We start from the raw sequence: 16,517 nt of genomic DNA, 5'->3' as shown, positions 1-16,517 counted from the left end.
TCACATTGAGCTGCCCTGCGAGGCGGGCGGCTGTGCGCACCGTCTGCGCCGCATCTTCATGGGGCCCGACACAGGCCAGGATGCTGCCCGAGGTGTTCCAGGCACTGGCCACGCGGCTGCCGGAAGCACCCGACTGCTCCACCCGCCAGCCCAGCACGTCGTCCTCCACATGCTCTGCCGTGCGCCGCAGGGCAATCTCGCGCAGGGCGATCAGGTTGCCTTTGCGGAAAAAGCTCTGCGCCGCACGCTCGGCCTGCTGAGGCACATAGACCTTGCCCGCACCCAGACGGGCGATCAGCTCATCGGGCGTGGCATCGACCAGCACCACCTCGTCAGCGTTGTCCAGAACGGTGTCAGGCACCGTTTCGTGCACGCGCACACCGGTGATGGCACCCACCGTGCCGTTGAGGCTTTCCAGATGCTGGACGTTGAGCGCGGTCCACACATCGATACCAGCAGCCAGCAGCTCCTGCACATCCTGCCAGCGCTTGGCGTGGCGGGAACCCTGCACATTGGAGTGCGCGAGTTCATCCACCAGCAGGATGGAAGGCTTGCGGGCCAGGGCCGCATCCAGATCAAACTCGGAAAGGGTTCGGCCCCGGTACTCCACCTGCTTCAGGGGCAGCGACTCCAGTCCCTCCAGCAGCGCAGCGGTTTCCGCGCGGCCATGGGTTTCCACCACGCCGATGAGGATGTCGCGCCCGGCGCGCCGCTCGCGCTGCGCGGCGCTGAGCATGGCCCAGGTCTTGCCGACCCCGGCATTGGCACCAAAGTAGATGCGCAGCTTGCCCCGTTGGGTCTGCTCTTCCTGGGCACGCAACTGCGCAATCAAGGCGTCGGGGTCTGGGCGCTGGATGTCAGTCATGCATCAACGAGTATCGGTGCCAAATAAATGCCCCGTGCATGTCAGCGCAGGCCATCCAGTGCCATGTTCAACGCCAGCACGTTCACCCGGGGCTCACCCAGCAGCCCCCACAGCGGCTGCTCCGCGTGCCTGCCAATCACGGCATTCACGCTGGCCACCGGCAGGTTGCGGGCCCGCGCCACGCGCCCGGCCTGGTACTGCGCCGCAGCCAGGCTGATGTGCGGGTCCAGGCCACTGGCCGAGGCCGTGACCAGATCCACCGGCACGGGGGCCGTGTTGCCGGGGTCGGCCGCGCGCAGGGCTTCCACGCGCGCCTTTACGGCATCGGCCAACGCCGGATTGAGCGGCCCCTGGTTGGAGCCCCCGGACGCAGCCGCGTTGTACGGCATGGGCGCCGTGGCCGATGGGCGGCCCCAGAAATGCCCTGGGTCTGAAAAGTTCTGACCAATCAGCGACGAACCGACGGTCTGGCCGTTGCGCTGCACCAGGCTGCCCGCTGCCTGCTGGGGGAACACCGCCTGGGCGGCGCCCGTCACCACCAGCGGATAGAGCAGCCCGGTCAGCACGCTCAACAAGGCAAACAGCACCAGCGCGGGGCGAAGAATGTTTTTCATCAGAATCTCCTCAGATCAGCCCGACGGCCACAAGTATCCAGTCAATCAGCTTGATGCCCACAAACGGCACCAGCAGCCCGCCCAGCCCATAGATGGCCAGGTTGCGCCGCAGCAGCGCCGCCGCACCCACCGGGCGGTAGCGCACGCCGCGCAAGGCCAGGGGAATCAGGAACACGATCACCAGCGCATTGAAGATCACGGCCGACAGGATGGCGGATGACGGGCTGGCCAACTGCATGACGTTGAGCGCGGACAGCTGCGGATAGGTGGACACGAAGATGGCCGGCACGATGGCGAAATACTTCGCCACATCGTTCGCGATGGAGAAGGTGGTCAGCGAGCCGCGCGTCATCAAGAGCGCCTTGCCGGTCTCCACCACTTCCAGCAACTTGGTGGGGTTGGAGTCCAGGTCCACCATGTTGCCCGCCTCCTTGGCGGCCTGCGTGCCGCTGCCCATGGCCACGGCCACGTCGGCCTGGGCCAGCGCGGGGGCATCGTTGGTACCGTCGCCGGTCATGGCCACCAGGCGGCCTTCGGCCTGGTATTTGCGGATCAGCTCCAGCTTGTCTTCGGGTGTGGCTTCGGCCAGGAAGTCGTCCACCCCTGCCTCGGCCGCGATGGCCGCTGCCGTGAGCTTGTTGTCGCCGGTGATCATCACGGTCTTGATGCCCATCCGGCGCAGCTCGATGAAGCGCTCCTTGATGCCCGCCTTGACGATGTCCTTGAGCTCGACGATGCCCAGCACATGGTTGCCGTCGGCCACCGCCAGGGGCGTGCTGCCCCGCAGGGCCACCTGGTCGGCCGCGCTCATCACATCCTGCGGCATCTTGCCGCCCAGGGCTTCCACATGTTTGGCCAGTGCCAGCACGGCCCCCTTGCGCAGCATGGTGCCCGCAGATTCGGGCTGCCCCTCGCCCGCAGGCAGGTCCACGCCGCTCATGCGGGTCTGCGCCGTGAAGGGCACCAGCTTGACGCCCTGCGGGTTCTGGCCTTCCACGCCCTCGCGGCGGGCCAGCTCCACGATGCTGCGGCCTTCAGGCGTTTCATCTGCCAGCGACGCCAGCAGCGTGGCGCGTGCAAGGCGCGCCCTGGACACACCCGGCGCTGGCAGGAACGCGCTGGCCTGGCGGTTGCCGTGGGTGATGGTGCCGGTCTTGTCCAGCAGCAGCACGTCCACATCGCCTGCGGCCTCCACGGCCCGGCCCGAGGTGGCGATCACATTGGCCTGCATCATGCGGCTCATGCCCGCCACCCCCACGGCGGACAGCAGACCGCCAATGGTGGTGGGAATCAAGCACACCAGCAGGGCCACCAGTGCAGTCAGCGAAACCACGGTGCCCACTCCCGACGCCTGCACGCTGAAGATCGAAAACGGCAGCAGGGTCACGGTGACGACCAGGAACACGATGGTCAGCGCTACCAGCAAAATGGTCAGCGCAATCTCGTTGGGCGTTTTCTGGCGCTTGGCGGCCTCCACCATGCCAATCATCCGGTCGAGGAACGACTCGCCCGGGTTCACCGCCACGCGCACCACCAGCCAGTCTGACAACACACGGGTGCCGCCGGTCACGGCAGAAAAATCGCCGCCGGACTCGCGCACCACGGGGGCCGATTCGCCGGTGATGGCGCTCTCGTCCACCGAGGCCACGCCCTCGATCACCTCGCCGTCCAGCGGGATCACATCACCCGCCTCCACCAGCACCACGTCGCCGCGACGCAGGTTGGTGGCCAGCTCGGGCAAGAATGCTGCGCCGTGCACCGGCTCCTTGAGCTTCTTGGCCCAGGTCTCCTTGCGCAGCCCGCGCAGCGAGGCGGCCTGAGCCTTGCTGCGGCCTTCTGCCAGCGCCTCGGCAAAGTTGGCAAACAACACTGTGAACCACAGCCAGACCGTGATGGCCAACACAAACGCCGGGCGCATGCTCGCATCCTCAGGCGCATTGAGTGCATGCAGCCACAGCAGCGTGGTGAAGATGCTGCCGATGTACACAATGAACATCACCGGGTTGCGCCACTGCACAAAAGGGCTCAGCTTGGCCAGTGCGCCCCAGAGCGCGGTCTTGATCAACGCTGCATCCAGCAGCGAAACGGAAGAAGGTTTTTTCTTGGTCATTGCCATACCTCACTGAACCCCAAGCATCAGGTGCTCCACCATCGGACCCAGGGCCAGGGAGGGCACGTAGTTGAGAAGACCCACCAGAAGCACGGTGCCGATCAGCAGCGTGACAAACAACGGCCCGTGCGTGGGCATGGTGCCCGCCGTGGCTGGCAGGCGCTTTTTGGCGGCCAGCGAACCGGCAATGGCCAGCACCGGCACGATCACGCCAAAGCGGCCCAGCCACATCGCCAGCCCCAGCAGCGTGTTGTAGAACGGCGTGTTGGCCGACAGGCCCGCAAAGGCGCTGCCGTTGTTGTTGGCAGCAGAGGTCAGTGCATACAGAATTTCAGAGAACCCGTGCGCGCCCGGGTTGGCAATACCCGCCCTGCCCGCGTCCGTGGCCACGGCAATCGCCGTGCCCACCAGCACCAAAATGGGCGTGACCAGGATGGCCGCCGAGGTGAGCTTCATCTCGCGCACCTCGATCTTCTTGCCCAGGTACTCCGGTGTGCGGCCAATCATGAGGCCCGCCATGAAGACGGCGAGGATGGCGAACACCAGCATGCCGTACAGGCCCGTGCCCACACCACCAAACACCACTTCACCCAGCTGCATCAGCACCAGCGGCGCCATGCCGCCCAGGGGCGTGAAGGAGTCGTGCATGGAGTTCACGGCGCCGCACGAGGCCGCAGTGGTCACAGCGGCGAACAGGGCCGACGCGTTGATGCCGAACCGCACCTCCTTGCCCTCCATGTTGCCGCCTGCTTGCAAGGCGCTGGCGGTTTGCTCCACGCCCAGGCCCACCCATTGCGGATTGCCGACTTTCTCGGCGGAAACCACGGCAATCACGGCCACCACAAACATCACCGTCATGGCCGCCAGGATCGCAAAGCCCTGGCGCTGGTCACCCACCACACGGCCAAACGCAAAACACAGCGCAGCGGGAATCAGAAAAATCGCCAGCATCTGCACGAAGTTGGTCAGGGCCGTCGGGTTCTCATAGGGATGGGCGGAGTTGGCGTTGAAAAAGCCACCGCCGTTGGTGCCCAGCATCTTGATGGCCTCCTGTGACGCCACCGGGCCCATGGCCAGGGTCTGGGTGTTGCTCGTCTTGGCTTCCATCACCTGCGCGCCATCACTGCCCAACACCGGCTGGCCCGATGCGTCGAGCTTGGGCACTTCATAGGCCGTTGGCTCCAGCGTTGCCACATCCTTGTAGGCGTCAAAGTTCTGGATCACCCCTTGCCCAACCAGCACCATGGAAATCACCAACGCGATGGGCACCAGCACCCATGCCGTGATGCGCGTGACATCGGCCCAGAAGTTGCCCACAAAGCCTTGGCCATCGGTGCTGCGCGCCGCAAAGCCGCGCGCGAGCGCAAACGCAACAGCGATGCCGGTGGCCGCCGAGAAGAAGTTCTGCACCGACAGGCCCAGCATCTGCGTGAGGTAGCTCATGGTGGACTCGCCCCCATAGCCCTGCCAGTTGGTGTTGGAGACAAAGCTGATGGCGGTGTTGAACGAAGAATCGCCCGACACGGCAGCCATGCCCTGCGGATTGAGCGGCAGCAGGTGCTGCAAACGCTGCAGGCCATACACCGCAAAAGCGCCGATGGCATTGAAAGCCAGCAGCGCCAGCGCATAGCTGCGCCAGTGCATCATCTGGTCTGGCGCGACCCCGGCCAGCTTGTACAAAGGTTTTTCGGCGGCATGCATCCACCTTGGCAGGCGGCCTTCACAGACTGCGGCCAGCCATTTGCCAAGCGGCCACGCCAGCACGCCCAGCACGATCAGGAAGAGCCCCAACAGGCTCCATGCAGAGGTATCCATCTCAGAACTCCTCTGCGCAGATCAGCGCAAACACCAGGTAGGCCAGCAAGACCAGGGCCACGATGGCGCCAAAACCGTAAAGCATTTCCATGCCGATCATGAACGCGCCCCCTTGGCCGGGCCATATTTGCCCAGCAAAACCACGGCCTCGGCCATGACCACCCACAACGCCGCCAGTGCGGCCATCCACATCACGTCCATCGACAACTCCTGCATCAGAACAGGTGTTTGATTCTGAGAAGGTGGGCGTAAAAAGTGTGCACAGACTGTGGGGGGCGCCGTAAAAACGGCGTAAAAACGCGGGCCCGGCGAGGGCGACGTAGGGGGGATGCGCTACACAAGCCACCATGCCCGGCGGCTGCAGACTTGCGCAACTTTGACGCGAAGGGGCGCAATTTTTGCGAACTTTATACGCGTGCTTTTCTACGCTTGCGCTCTTGTTCTTTTTTCAAACATTGCTGCTATGAACGGTTCTTCTTTCAAAGTATTCGCCACCGCCCTGCTGGCCGCACTGCCCCTGCTGGCCAGTGCCCAGCTCACCGGCAACGTCAGCCTGACCACCAACTACAAGTTCCGTGGCCAGGACCAGGACGCCACCAAGGCCAAGGCTGTCAAGCCCGCCCTGCAAGGCGGCTTTGATTACGCCTTCGGCGAGTCCGGCTGGTACGTGGGCAACTGGAACTCCAGCGTGGACTGGCTGACCAACAACTCGCTCGAATCCGACCTGTATGGCGGCTACAAGTTCAAGGCCGCAGGCGCTGACTTCGATGTGGGCGCGCTGACCTACATCTACCCCGGCAACAGCAATGGCAACACCACCGAGCTGTATGGCGCGGCCACCCTGGGCCCCTTCACTGCCAAGTATTCGCACACCATCTCCAAGGACTACTTCGGCTTTGCCGGTGCCAAGTCCGGCTCTGGCCTGAAGGGCCGCAACACGGGCTACCTGAACTTCGCGTTTGCCCAGGAAGTGGCGCCCAGCGTCACGGTGAAGGCCTCGGTGGGCTTCACGCGCTTTGCCAGCGACATCAAGGACACCGGTGTGCCCAACTACATGGACTACAGCCTGGGTGGCGCGTATGACTTCGGCGGTGGCCTGTCGCTGGGTGCGGCCGTGGTCGGCGCCAACAAGAAGGCCTTCTTCGGCCACGTGAACAAGTCGCGCGTGATCGTCACGCTGACCAAAACCCTGTAGCCCCTTCGCCAAGGGTCAGCAACGGGCTTTCACAGCGCACACCGCAGCGCCCGCTCCCCCGCCACGCGCAGCCGCTCTTTCAGTGCGGCAGGTGCCAGCACCTCGAACTCCACATCGAGGGCCATCAGCCAGTACACCAGCGAATCGTTGGCTGCGCATTCCAGCTGACAGCGCCGCCCCTGGTCCAGGGTGCTTACCACCCCGGCAGACGGCGGTATGCGGCGCGACATGACGGCGTAGGGCGCGTGCAGCACCACGCGCGCCTGCTCGGCATGGTGCGGCGCAGAGATGGAGCGCGACACGTAGCCCTTCAGATCACCCCCGTCGGGCGAGGCCCGGGGCGCGAAATGTGCGCCCACCTGCGGGTCACCCACGATGCGGTCGATGCGGAAGGTGCGCCAGTCGTTGCGCACCCTGTCCCACGCCACCAGGTACCAGCGCTGGCCGGTGTGCACCACGCCCTGTGGCTCGACCGAGCGCTGCGCACTGCGGCCCTGGCTGTCCTGGTACTGGAATTCGGTGCGCAACTGGTCACGGCAGGCCAACGCAAGTGTGGCCAGCACCGAAGCCTCTACCACCGGCCCTGTGTGTGTGAGCGGCAGGATTGCGGCGCGCAGCGCGTCCACACGTTTGCGCAGTCGCGCGGGCATGGCTTGCTCCAGCTTGACGAGCGCGCGCAGTGCGGGCTCTTCAATGCCCCCCACCGCCCCCGCAGTGGCCGTGCGCAGCGCAATCGATACCGCCAGGGCTTCCTCGTCATCCAGCAGCAGCGGCGGCAGGGCCTGCCCGGCGCGAAAGGCGTACCCCCCCGCCACGCCACTGCTGGCCTGCACCGGGTAGCCCAGTTGGCGCAGGCGGTCGATGTCGCGCCGCAGTGTGCGGGGGTGCACTTCCAGGCGCTCGGCCAGCTCCGGACCCATCCAGTGGGCACGCGTCTGCAACAGCGAAAGCAGGCGCAACAGGCGGGTCGATGAACTGAGCATGTGGGCACTGTACCTTTTATTGAGGACCAAAATTGTCCGCAATGGCTTTTACAGTGGCAACACCTTTTCTTCCACCACGACCAAGGAGTTCTCCATGTCCATCGTTCTCTACTGGCACCCCATGTCCAGCGCCACCCCCATCGCCTGCGCCCTCGCCGAACTGGGCGTGCCACACGAACGCGTGAAGATCGACATCCGCACCGGCGAGCAGCGCCGCCCCGAGTACCTGGCCCTGAACCCCAACGGCAAGGTGCCCACGATGACCGTGGACGGTGCCCCCATGTTCGAGGCCCTGGCCATCCACCTGTGGCTGGGCCACCGCTTTGGCGTGGAGCGTGGGCTGTGGCCCGCTGCGGGCACGCCCGAGGCGCTGCAAGCGCTGTCGTGGTGCGCCTGGGCGTATGTGACCTATGGTGCGGTGCTGGTGCGCCTGCAGGTGGCCACGCAGGGGGACGAAACCCTGCGCAGCCCGGTGCACGCTGACGCCGCGATGCGCGGGTTGAATGAGCTGCTGGCGGTGCTGGATGCGCGGCTCGCGCAGCAGCCCTGGATGCTGGGCGCCAACTATTCGCTGGTGGACCTGGTGGTGGGCTCGGTGCTGGGCTACAGCGTGTACTTGGGCGCACCGGTGAAGGCGCACCGCCATGTCCAGGCCTGGCTGGAACGCGTGCAGGCGCGCCCGGCCATGCAGATCGAGGCCTGATTGCGGATCGAAGGCTGACGCTGGCGGCTGCGGCCTCCAGGCGTGCCGCCGGAACTACAGCAGCACGATGTCGTACTGTTCCTGCCCCATCGCGCTTTCGGCCTGCAGCGAGATGGGCTTCTTGATGAAGTCGGAGAGCCCGGCCAGATGCTGGCTCTCCTCGTCCAGAAACAGCTCCACCACCCGGGCCGAGGCCACCACGCGAAACTCGCGCGGGTTGAACTGGCGGGCTTCGCGCAGGATCTCGCGCAGGATGTCGTAGCACACGCTGCGCGCAGTTTTCACGCTGCCCTTGCCCTGGCAGACCTCGCAGGGTTCGCACAGCATGTGAGCCAGCGATTCGCGGGTGCGCTTGCGTGTCATCTCCACCAGGCCCAGTTGCGAGAAAGTGCCGGACGACATGGTCTTGACCCGGTCGCGCGCAAGCTGCTTCTTGAACTCCGACAGCACCGCCTGCTGGTGGTCTTCGCGCACCATGTCAATGAAGTCCACGATGATGATGCCGCCCAGGTTGCGCAGGCGCAGCTGGCGGGCAATGGCCTGCGCGGCCTCCAGATTGGTCTTGAAGATGGTGTCGTCAAAATTGCGCGCGCCCACGTAGCCGCCGGTGTTCACGTCGATGGTGGTGAGCGCCTCGGTCTGGTCCACGATGAGGTAGCCGCCCGATTTCAGCTCCACCCGGCGGCCCAGCGCCTTGGCCACTTCTTCGTCGATGGAGTACAGGTCAAAAATAGGCCGCTCGCCCTTGTAGTGCTGCAGCTTGCCTGCGGCTGCGGGCATGAACTCCTGCCCAAAGGCACGCAGGCGCTGGAACTGCTCCATCGAATCGAGCCGAATGGTCTGCGTGTGGTCGCCCACCAGATCACGCAGCACACGCTGCAGCAAATCAAGATCCTGGTGCAGCAGCGACATGGCGGGCAGCTTGAGCGATGCCTCCTTGATGCGCGCCCAGGTCTTGCGCAAGTAGGCGATGTCTTCGGCCAGTTCCTCGTCGGTGGAATCTTCGCCGTTGGTGCGCAGGATGAAGCCGCCGCCCCCGCCCGTGGATTTGTCGCCCACCAGCGCCTGCAGGCGCGCGCGCAGGGCATCGCGCTCGGCAGGAGGGATCTTCTGCGACACGCCTACATGGTCGTCCTGCGGCAAGAACACCAGCAGGCGGCCTGCGATGCTGATCTGTGTGGACAGACGCGCTCCCTTGGTGCCGATAGGGTCCTTGATGACCTGCACCATGAGCGCCTGGCCTTCGAACACCTGCTTTTCGATGGGCACCTGGGGTTCGGTCTTGCGGGCGAACGCGGGCGGCTCGCCATCGGGCTGGCGTTGCCACACGTCGGCCACATGCAAGAAGGCCGCGCGCTCCAGCCCAATGTCGATGAAGGCCGACTGCATGCCCGGCAGCACGCGCGAGACCTTGCCCAGGTAGACGTTGCCCACCAGGCCCCGCTCCAGCGTGCGCTCGATATGCAGCTCCTGCACGGCGCCGTGCTCCACCACGGCCACGCGCGTCTCCTGCGGCGACCAATTGATCAGGATGTCTTGTTGCATGACTGGGTAAGCCTGTTGTTTTTGCTTATAGAGGGAAGCCCGCCGCGCGCAACAGTTGCGCAGTCTCGTACATGGGCAGGCCCATGATGCCCGAATAGCTGCCCGCCAGGTGTTCCACATACGCCGCAGCCCGCCCCTGGATGCCATAGGCACCGGCCTTGCCCAGCGGCTCGCCCGTGGCCACATAGGCGTCGATCTGCGCGGGCGTCATGGCGGCAAAGGTCACGCGCGACACCGATAGCGCAGCCAGCCGCTTGCCTCCCACCTGCAGCGCCACGGCGGTGAGCACGCGGTGCTCGTGCCCCGCCAGCTCGGCCAGCATGCGCGCGGCATGCTCTGCATCGTCGGGTTTGCCGTAGATGGTGCGGCCCAGGGCCACGGTGGTGTCGGAGCAGAGGATAGGGGCGTCTGGCAGGCCACGGCGGGCGCGCCGGGCCACGGCGGCATCCAGCTTGAGGCCGGTGACGCGTTCCACGTAGGCCGTGGGCGCCTCGCCGGACAACACCACTTCGATGGCCTCGGTGTCCTCGGCTTCGTCGCCGTCCACATTGGGCAGCAGCAGTTCGTGGCGCACGCCCAGCTGTTCGAGCAACTGGCGTCGGCGGGGGCTTTGGGAGGCGAGGTAGATGAAGTCAGGCATGAACAGATTTTGAATAAAAATCGGCCCCAGCGCCTGTCCATCAAACGCCAGCAGCTATCAAAACAATAGTAAATCGAGCCTGCAGCACGGGCACCCGCCTTACTCCCGGTGGTAGGGGTGCCCGGCATTCACCGACCAGGCCCGGTACAGCTGCTCGATGAGCAGCACGCGCACCATGGCATGCGGCAGGGTCAGGTCGGACAGGCGAATGCGTTCATGCGCGGCCTGGCGAAAAGCCGGGTCCAGCCCGTCGGGGCCGCCGATGACCAGCGCCACATCATCACCCCCCAGCTGCCAGCCCTTGAGGCGTTCGGCCAGGGCTTTGGTGGTGAGGTTGGTGCCGCGCTCGTCCAGCGCCACCACGCGCGTGCCGCGCGGGATCGCGGCTTCGATGCGCTCACGCTCGGCGGCATAGAGCGTCTCCAGCGTCTTGGAGCCGCGTGGCTCAGTCTTGACGGCCTTGAGCTCGACCTTGAGTTCGGGCGGAAAACGTTTGGCATAGTCGTCGTAGGCCGTTTGTGCCCAGTCGGGCACCCGCTGCCCGACCGCCACGATAAGCAGCTTCATGGATCAACCTGGTTGCGTGGGGGTGGTTTCCGCAGCGCACCCAGCCGGGTGCCCTGCGGCCGCAGGTCAACCCTTGCGGGCCGGGGCCTTCTTGGCGGCGGGCTTGCTGGCAGCTGCCTTGGGTGCCGAAGCAGAAGCTGGCTTGGCTGCGGCGCGTGCGGGGGCCTTGGCTGCAGGTGACGACTTCTTGGCCACAGGCTTCTTGGCGCCGCCGGGCTTGACCACCACCGTCTTGACAGGCGTCTTGGCGGCGGCGGGCTTCTTGGCGGCCACTGCACCGGTGGTCTTGGCTGCTGTCTTGGCAGGTGTCGCCTTGGCCGCCGTTTTTGCGGCGGGCTTGGGTGCTGCCTTGACGGGCGTCTTGGCGGCTGTCTTCGCAACGGTCTTGGCGACGGCCTTCACCGTGGCCTTGCCCGAGCGGGCGGCTACCGCAGGGGCCGCTGCCTTCTTGGCAGGGGCTTTGGCGCCCGACTTGGCGGCCTTCTGGGCCGACTTCTTCTCGGCCAGTTCGGTAGCGGCGCTCGACTGGGGCTTGGCAGCGCCCAGCTTCAGGCGCACGGGGGTGTCGCCCCACAGCTCTTCCAGGCGGTAGTACTGGCGGATGGCGGGCTGCATGATGTGCGCCACGGCCGAGCCGCAGTCCACGATGATCCACTCGCCGTTGTCCTCGCCCTCAATGCGGGGCTTGGAGAACCCAGCTTCCTTGACCGCATCACGCACGCTGGCGGCCAGGGCCTTGGTCTGGCGGTTGGAGGTGCCCGATGCCACGATCACCCGTTCAAACAGCGGCGAGAGATGCTCGGTGTTGAAAACCTGGATGTCTTGCGCCTTGACGTCTTCCAGGCCATCCACGATGGCGCGCTGGAGTTTGGTGACGTCTTTTTTGGCGGCGGTTTCCGATTTGGTGGAGGTGGTCATCAGGCGGTGATTAGAGAGGGAATGGATCAATATAGCGCGCAACACGGCGTGCAACCAATAGGGCTGCGCCTCGGGTGCTGCGTGTTGTTGCGCCGGTGTTGCAACCTGGCGCAGCGTTGGTTTGGGGTGTTTTAGGGCTCCTGCGCCTGTGTAAAAAGCGCGGCCAGCTATTGAAATTATAGCTTTTGCGCTTTTTACCCCGTCAGCACGCCGCCGCAGCAGCGCTGGCCAGCCAATCCCGGCGCACCAGAAAGCGCTGCAGCAACTCGGCTTCGGCCGAATCGGCGGCGTCAGAGCGCTGGTACGACCAGGCCACCAGCGGCGGCATGGACAGCAGGATGGACTCGGTGCGCCCGCCCGACTGCAGGCCAAAGTGCGTGCCCCGGTCCCACACCAGGTTGAACTCGACATAGCGGCCCCGGCGGTAGAGCTGGAAGTTGCGCTCGCGCTCGCCAAAGGGCATGTTCTGGCGCTTTTCCACGATGGGCAGGTAGGCGCCCAGAAAGGCATCGCCCACCGACTGCGTCATCGCCAGGCTTTGTTCAAAGCCCAGCTCCGAGAAGTCGTCATAAAACACACCGCCCACGCCGCGCTGCTCGTTGCGGTGCTTGAGGAAGAAATACTCATCGCACCACTGCTTGAAGCGTGGGTACTTGTCCTCACCAAAGGCGTTGAGCGCATCGCGGCAGGTGCAGTGAAAGTGCACGGCGTCTTCCTCAAACCCGTAGTACGGCGTGAGGTCCATGCCACCGCCAAACCAGCAGGTGGGAGCTTGGCCGGGGTGCCCGGCGGCGATCATGCGCACGTTCATGTGCACCGTGGGCACATACGGGTTGCGCGGATGGAACACCAGCGACACGCCCATGGCCTCGAACGGCGCACCGGCCAACTCGGGCCGGTGCTGCGTGGCCGAGGGCGGCAGCTGCGGGCCACGCACATGGCTGAAGCCGCAGCCCGCGCGTTCAAACACCCGGCCACCTTCCATGATCTTGGTGATGCCATCGCCCTGCAGCGGTTCGCCGGGCGGCTTGCTCCAGGCGTCGGCAAGAAAACGTGCTCCGCCCTCGCCTTCGACAGCTTCGAGGGCACCGGTGATGCGGGACTGCAGGCCCTGCAGGTAGCCGCGCACGCGCGCCACCGTCTCGGCGGCATTCATGCTTTGCGCGTCAGCCATCAGCTTTTCAGGGCACGGAAGCCGATGTCACGACGGTACTGCGCGCCATCAAACTGGATGCCACGCGCCACGTCATAGGCACGCTGCTGCGCTTGCTTGACGCTGTCGGCCAGCACGGTGACGCACAGCACCCGGCCGCCCGTCACGCTGACCACGCCGTCTTTCAGTTGCGTGCCTGCGTGGAACACCACGGCATCGTCCGCATCGGCGGGCAGACCGGTGATGGCGTCGCCCTTGCGCGGGTTCTCGGGGTAGCCGTGGGCGGCCATGACCACGCCCAGCGCGGTGCGGCGGTCCCATTGCAGTTCCATTTGGTCGAGCTTGCCGTCAGCGGCAGCGGCCATCACGTCACTGAAGTCGCTTTTCAGGCGCATGAGGATAGGTTGCGTCTCGGGGTCGCCCATGCGGCAGTTGAATTCAAGCGTCTTGGGCTGGCCCTTGGCGTCGATCATCAGGCCCGCATACAGAAAACCGGTGTAGGGAATGCCGTCCTTTTCCATGCCCCGAATCGTGGGCAGGATGATCTCGCGCATGGCGCGGGCATGTACATCGGCCGTGACCACGGGGGCGGGCGAATAGGCGCCCATGCCGCCCGTGTTGGGGCCTTCGTCGCCGTCCTTCAGGCGCTTGTGGTCCTGGCTGGTGGCCAGGGCCAGCACGTTCTTGTCGTCGCACAGCACGATGAAGCTGGCTTCTTCGCCTTCGAGGAATTCCTCGATCACCACGCGCGCGCCACCTTCGTTGTGCGTCACGCCGTATTTGTTGTCCACGAGCATGAAGTCCACGGCGTCGTGGGCCTCCTGCAGCGTCATGGCCACCACCACGCCTTTGCCCGCCGCCAAGCCGTCGGCCTTGATGACGATGGGCGCACCCAGCCGGTCCACAAACGCGTGCGCCGCCGCCGGGTCGGTGAAGGTGTCGTAGTCGGCCGTGGGGATGCCGTGGCGGCGCATGAAGGCCTTGCTGAACGCCTTGGAGCTTTCGAGCTGCGCAGCCGCTTTGGTGGGGCCGAAGATGCGCAGACCGTTGGCACGGAACTCATCGACCACACCGGCCGCCAAGGGGGCCTCGGGGCCCACCACCGTCAACGCGATCTTCTCGGCCTGGGCCCAGGTGCGCAGCTCGCGCACATCGGAGATCGCCACGTTTTCGAGCTTGGGGTTCAAGGCCGTGCCGCCGTTGCCGGGTGCCACAAACACCTTGGTCACCTTGGGGGACTCGCTCAGCTTCCACGCCATCGCGTGTTCACGGCCGCCGCCACCAATCACAAGTACTTTCATAGGAACCTTTGGTGAACCTGGCCCGCAGCGCAGCGCTGCCGGGCAGGGTTCGGGGGAATATCAGTCGGAAAACAGGTCAGGGCAAGAAAAAGCGGTGCTCTAGGGGCAGAGTCACAATGCCGCGTTGTGGTAAACCTCCTGGGTGTCGTCCAGGTCTTCCAGCACATCCAGCAGTTTTTGCATCTTGGCGGCGTCTTCGCCGGTCAGCTCGATGGTGTTTTCGGGCCGCATGGTCACGCCCGCCACTTCGGCCGTCAGGCCAGCGGCCTCCAGCGCGTTCTTCACGGCTTCAAAATCGGCCGGGGCCGTGAGCACCTCCACCGCGCCGTCTTCGTCGGTCACCACGTCTTCGGCACCCGCCTCCAGGGCCACTTCCATCACCTTGTCTTCGCTGGTTCCGGGGGCAAAAATCAGCTGGCCGCAGTGCTTGAACTGGAACACCACCGAGCCTTCCGTGCCCATGTTGCCACCGTGTTTGCTGAACGCGTGGCGCACTTCGGCCACGGTGCGCACGCGGTTGTCGGTCATGGTGTCGATCATGATGGCGGCACCACCAATGCCGTAGCCTTCGTAGCGGATTTCTTCGTAGGTCAGGCCTTCGGCGTTGCCCGTGGCCTTGTCGATGTTGTATTTGATGCGGTCGGCGGGCATGTTGGCCGCCTTGGCCTTGTCCACCGCCAGGCGCAGGCGGGGGTTGGCAGACAGATCGCCGCCACCGGCACGGGCGGCCACAGTGATTTCACGAATGATGCGGGTCCAGATCTTGCCGCGTTTTTCATCCTGCCGCCCTTTGCGGTGCTGGATATTCGCCCATTTGCTGTGTCCTGCCACGAGAGATCCTTTTGTATTGATTTAATCTACTGAGCGCGATTTTACTTTTTGCCGAACCTGTACCCCCGAGGAAACCCCAAATGGCCGAACCCCTGCTGATTGCCAAGCACGACACCATTGAATGCCACCTGCTTCCCGGCCTGGCCAACCGCCACGGGCTCATCACCGGTGCCACCGGCACGGGCAAAACCGTGACGCTGCAGACCCTGGCCGAGAACTTCTCGCGCATTGGCGTGCCGGTGTTCATGGCGGACGTGAAGGGCGACCTCACAGGCGCCAGCCAGCCGGGCAAGATTGGCGACAAGTTGGCGAGCGTGCTCAAGGAGCGCGGCCTGGACCTGCCCCAGCCCCTGGCCTGCCCCACCACCCTCTGGGACGTGTTTGGCGAACAAGGCCACCCGGTGCGCGCCACGGTGTCGGACATGGGCCCGCTGCTGCTGGGCCGCATGCTCAACCTGAACGAGACGCAGTTGGGCGTGCTGAACCTGGTGTTCAAGATCGCCGATGACAACGGACTGCTGCTGCTGGACCTGAAGGACCTGCGCGCCATGCTCACCTTCGTGGGCGACAACGCCAAGGAATTCACCACCGAATATGGCAACGTGAGCGCCGCCAGCGTGGGCGCCATCCAGCGCGGGCTGCTGCAAATCGAGCAACAGGGCGGCAGCGAGTTCTTCGGCGAGCCCATGCTCAACATCCAGGACTTCATGCAGACGGTGGACGGCCACGGCGTGGTGAACATCCTGGCGGCCGACAAGCTCATGAATTCGCCACGCCTGTACGCCACCTTCCTCTTGTGGATGCTGTCGGAGCTGTTCGAGCAACTGCCCGAAATCGGCGACCCCGAGCAACCCAAGCTGGTCTTCTTCTTCGACGAGGCCCACCTGCTGTTCAACGAGGCGCCCAAGGTGCTCATCGAGCGCATTGAGCTGGTGGTGCGATTGGTGCGCTCCAAGGGCGTGGGCGTGTACTTTGTCACCCAGAACCCTCTCGACATCCCCGACAGCGTGCTGGCCCAACTGGGCAACCGCGTGCAGCACGCGCTGCGCGCCTTCACCCCGCGCGACCAGAAAGCCGTGAAGGCGACGGCCACCACCATGCGGCAAAAACCGGGCCTGGACATCGAAACCGCCATCACCGAGCTGGCCGTGGGCGAGGCGCTGGTGAGCTTTCTGGACGCCAAGGGCCGCCCGAGCGTGACCGAGCGCGTGTTCGTGCTGCCCCCGGGCAGCCAGCTGGGGCCCATCACCCCGCAGCCCAGCTGGCTGCCCGGGGGC

Annotated in this window: 15 protein-coding genes and 1 pseudogene; 3 read left to right on the top strand and 13 right to left on the bottom strand. The window is 65.2% G+C overall.

Going from position 1 to position 16,517, the window contains the following annotated elements; translation table 11 throughout:
- The 5 genes and pseudogenes from AC07Z7_RS22845 to AC07Z7_RS22825 form a co-directional block, all read right to left on the bottom strand.
- Nucleotides 1-865, bottom strand: a pseudogene (locus tag AC07Z7_RS22845) (two-component system sensor histidine kinase KdbD); the annotation flags it as partial.
- 41 nt (nucleotides 866-906) lie between these two features.
- A complete protein-coding gene (kdpC, locus tag AC07Z7_RS22840; RefSeq protein WP_207253376.1) occupies nucleotides 907-1,479 on the bottom strand; it encodes a potassium-transporting ATPase subunit KdpC in 573 nt (190 codons plus the stop codon).
- Between the two features lie 10 nt (nucleotides 1,480-1,489).
- Nucleotides 1,490-3,589, bottom strand: coding sequence for a potassium-transporting ATPase subunit KdpB (kdpB, locus tag AC07Z7_RS22835; RefSeq protein WP_207253375.1), 2,100 nt, complete (start codon nucleotides 3,587-3,589; stop codon nucleotides 1,490-1,492).
- A gap of 9 nt (nucleotides 3,590-3,598) precedes the next feature.
- Complete coding sequence (gene kdpA / locus AC07Z7_RS22830; RefSeq protein WP_207253374.1) at nucleotides 3,599-5,404, bottom strand: potassium-transporting ATPase subunit KdpA; 1,806 nt, start codon at nucleotides 5,402-5,404, stop codon at nucleotides 3,599-3,601.
- A 1-nt stretch (nucleotide 5,405) separates the two neighbouring features.
- Nucleotides 5,406-5,504: a potassium-transporting ATPase subunit F gene (locus tag AC07Z7_RS22825; protein ID WP_056414695.1), complete on the bottom strand. Its 99-nt coding sequence runs from the start codon at nucleotides 5,502-5,504 to the stop codon at nucleotides 5,406-5,408.
- Between the two features lie 363 nt (nucleotides 5,505-5,867).
- On the opposite strand from AC07Z7_RS22825, the gene AC07Z7_RS22820 reads away from it, so the two are divergent.
- On the top strand, nucleotides 5,868-6,599 hold the full coding sequence (locus AC07Z7_RS22820) for a TorF family putative porin (RefSeq protein ID WP_494767761.1): 732 nt from the start codon (nucleotides 5,868-5,870) through the stop codon (nucleotides 6,597-6,599).
- A 29-nt stretch (nucleotides 6,600-6,628) separates the two neighbouring features.
- Here AC07Z7_RS22820 and AC07Z7_RS22815 read toward each other — a convergent pair whose 3' ends face one another.
- Nucleotides 6,629-7,582 (bottom strand): helix-turn-helix transcriptional regulator, encoded by a 954-nt coding sequence (locus AC07Z7_RS22815; protein ID WP_440105595.1) that lies wholly within the window; start codon nucleotides 7,580-7,582, stop codon nucleotides 6,629-6,631.
- A gap of 94 nt (nucleotides 7,583-7,676) precedes the next feature.
- Between AC07Z7_RS22815 and AC07Z7_RS22810 the strand changes: the two genes are divergently transcribed.
- A complete protein-coding gene (locus tag AC07Z7_RS22810; RefSeq protein WP_494767760.1) occupies nucleotides 7,677-8,285 on the top strand; it encodes a glutathione S-transferase family protein in 609 nt (202 codons plus the stop codon).
- A gap of 54 nt (nucleotides 8,286-8,339) precedes the next feature.
- Here AC07Z7_RS22810 and rng read toward each other — a convergent pair whose 3' ends face one another.
- From rng to AC07Z7_RS22775, 7 genes are all read right to left on the bottom strand, one after another.
- Nucleotides 8,340-9,830: a ribonuclease G gene (rng, locus tag AC07Z7_RS22805; protein ID WP_440105593.1), complete on the bottom strand. Its 1,491-nt coding sequence runs from the start codon at nucleotides 9,828-9,830 to the stop codon at nucleotides 8,340-8,342.
- Nucleotides 9,831-9,855: 25 nt separating this feature from the next.
- Nucleotides 9,856-10,470 carry a Maf family protein gene (locus tag AC07Z7_RS22800; RefSeq protein WP_494767759.1) on the bottom strand — a complete coding sequence of 205 codons (615 nt, stop codon included), beginning with the start codon at nucleotides 10,468-10,470 and terminating at the stop codon, nucleotides 9,856-9,858.
- A gap of 99 nt (nucleotides 10,471-10,569) precedes the next feature.
- A complete protein-coding gene (gene rlmH / locus AC07Z7_RS22795) occupies nucleotides 10,570-11,037 on the bottom strand; it encodes a 23S rRNA (pseudouridine(1915)-N(3))-methyltransferase RlmH (protein ID WP_007858784.1) in 468 nt (155 codons plus the stop codon).
- Between the two features lie 66 nt (nucleotides 11,038-11,103).
- Entirely contained in the window at nucleotides 11,104-11,955 is an 852-nt protein-coding gene (gene rsfS, locus AC07Z7_RS22790; protein WP_494767758.1) for a ribosome silencing factor, read from the bottom strand.
- Between the two features lie 202 nt (nucleotides 11,956-12,157).
- Nucleotides 12,158-13,129, bottom strand: coding sequence for an oxygen-dependent coproporphyrinogen oxidase (gene hemF / locus AC07Z7_RS22785; protein WP_494767757.1), 972 nt, complete (start codon nucleotides 13,127-13,129; stop codon nucleotides 12,158-12,160).
- Nucleotides 13,129-14,409, bottom strand: coding sequence for a phosphoribosylamine--glycine ligase (gene purD / locus AC07Z7_RS22780; RefSeq protein WP_494767756.1), 1,281 nt, complete (start codon nucleotides 14,407-14,409; stop codon nucleotides 13,129-13,131). Before purD ends, hemF begins: the two co-directional genes overlap by 1 nt.
- Before the next feature lie 111 nt (nucleotides 14,410-14,520).
- Complete coding sequence (locus AC07Z7_RS22775; protein WP_015014275.1) at nucleotides 14,521-15,240, bottom strand: YebC/PmpR family DNA-binding transcriptional regulator; 720 nt, start codon at nucleotides 15,238-15,240, stop codon at nucleotides 14,521-14,523.
- 80 nt (nucleotides 15,241-15,320) lie between these two features.
- Between AC07Z7_RS22775 and AC07Z7_RS22770 the strand changes: the two genes are divergently transcribed.
- The coding region (locus tag AC07Z7_RS22770) for a helicase HerA-like domain-containing protein (RefSeq protein WP_494767755.1) at nucleotides 15,321-16,517 on the top strand (1,197 nt) is incomplete at its 3' end.

The organism is Acidovorax sp. GW101-11A03 (genome assembly GCF_059424825.1).
Note: the sequence above shows the minus strand (reverse complement) of the source record. Positions and strands in the feature narration are given on the sequence as shown.

What these genes read in the sequence shown, in the direction of transcription:
- kdpC (WP_207253376.1), bottom strand. Translation starts at nt 1,479, where the DNA reads ATGAAAAACATTCTTCGCCCCGCGCTGGTGCTGTTTGCCTTGTTGAGC.
- kdpB (WP_207253375.1), bottom strand. Translation starts at nt 3,589, where the DNA reads ATGACCAAGAAAAAACCTTCTTCCGTTTCGCTGCTGGATGCAGCGTTG.
- kdpA (WP_207253374.1), bottom strand. Translation starts at nt 5,404, where the DNA reads ATGGATACCTCTGCATGGAGCCTGTTGGGGCTCTTCCTGATCGTGCTG.
- AC07Z7_RS22825 (WP_056414695.1), bottom strand. Translation starts at nt 5,504, where the DNA reads ATGATCGGCATGGAAATGCTTTACGGTTTTGGCGCCATCGTGGCCCTG.
- AC07Z7_RS22820 (WP_494767761.1), top strand. Translation starts at nt 5,868, where the DNA reads ATGAACGGTTCTTCTTTCAAAGTATTCGCCACCGCCCTGCTGGCCGCA.
- AC07Z7_RS22815 (WP_440105595.1), bottom strand. Translation starts at nt 7,582, where the DNA reads ATGCTCAGTTCATCGACCCGCCTGTTGCGCCTGCTTTCGCTGTTGCAG.
- AC07Z7_RS22810 (WP_494767760.1), top strand. Translation starts at nt 7,677, where the DNA reads ATGTCCATCGTTCTCTACTGGCACCCCATGTCCAGCGCCACCCCCATC.
- rng (WP_440105593.1), bottom strand. Translation starts at nt 9,830, where the DNA reads ATGCAACAAGACATCCTGATCAATTGGTCGCCGCAGGAGACGCGCGTG.
- AC07Z7_RS22800 (WP_494767759.1), bottom strand. Translation starts at nt 10,470, where the DNA reads ATGCCTGACTTCATCTACCTCGCCTCCCAAAGCCCCCGCCGACGCCAG.
- rlmH (WP_007858784.1), bottom strand. Translation starts at nt 11,037, where the DNA reads ATGAAGCTGCTTATCGTGGCGGTCGGGCAGCGGGTGCCCGACTGGGCA.
- rsfS (WP_494767758.1), bottom strand. Translation starts at nt 11,955, where the DNA reads ATGACCACCTCCACCAAATCGGAAACCGCCGCCAAAAAAGACGTCACC.
- hemF (WP_494767757.1), bottom strand. Translation starts at nt 13,129, where the DNA reads ATGGCTGACGCGCAAAGCATGAATGCCGCCGAGACGGTGGCGCGCGTG.
- purD (WP_494767756.1), bottom strand. Translation starts at nt 14,409, where the DNA reads ATGAAAGTACTTGTGATTGGTGGCGGCGGCCGTGAACACGCGATGGCG.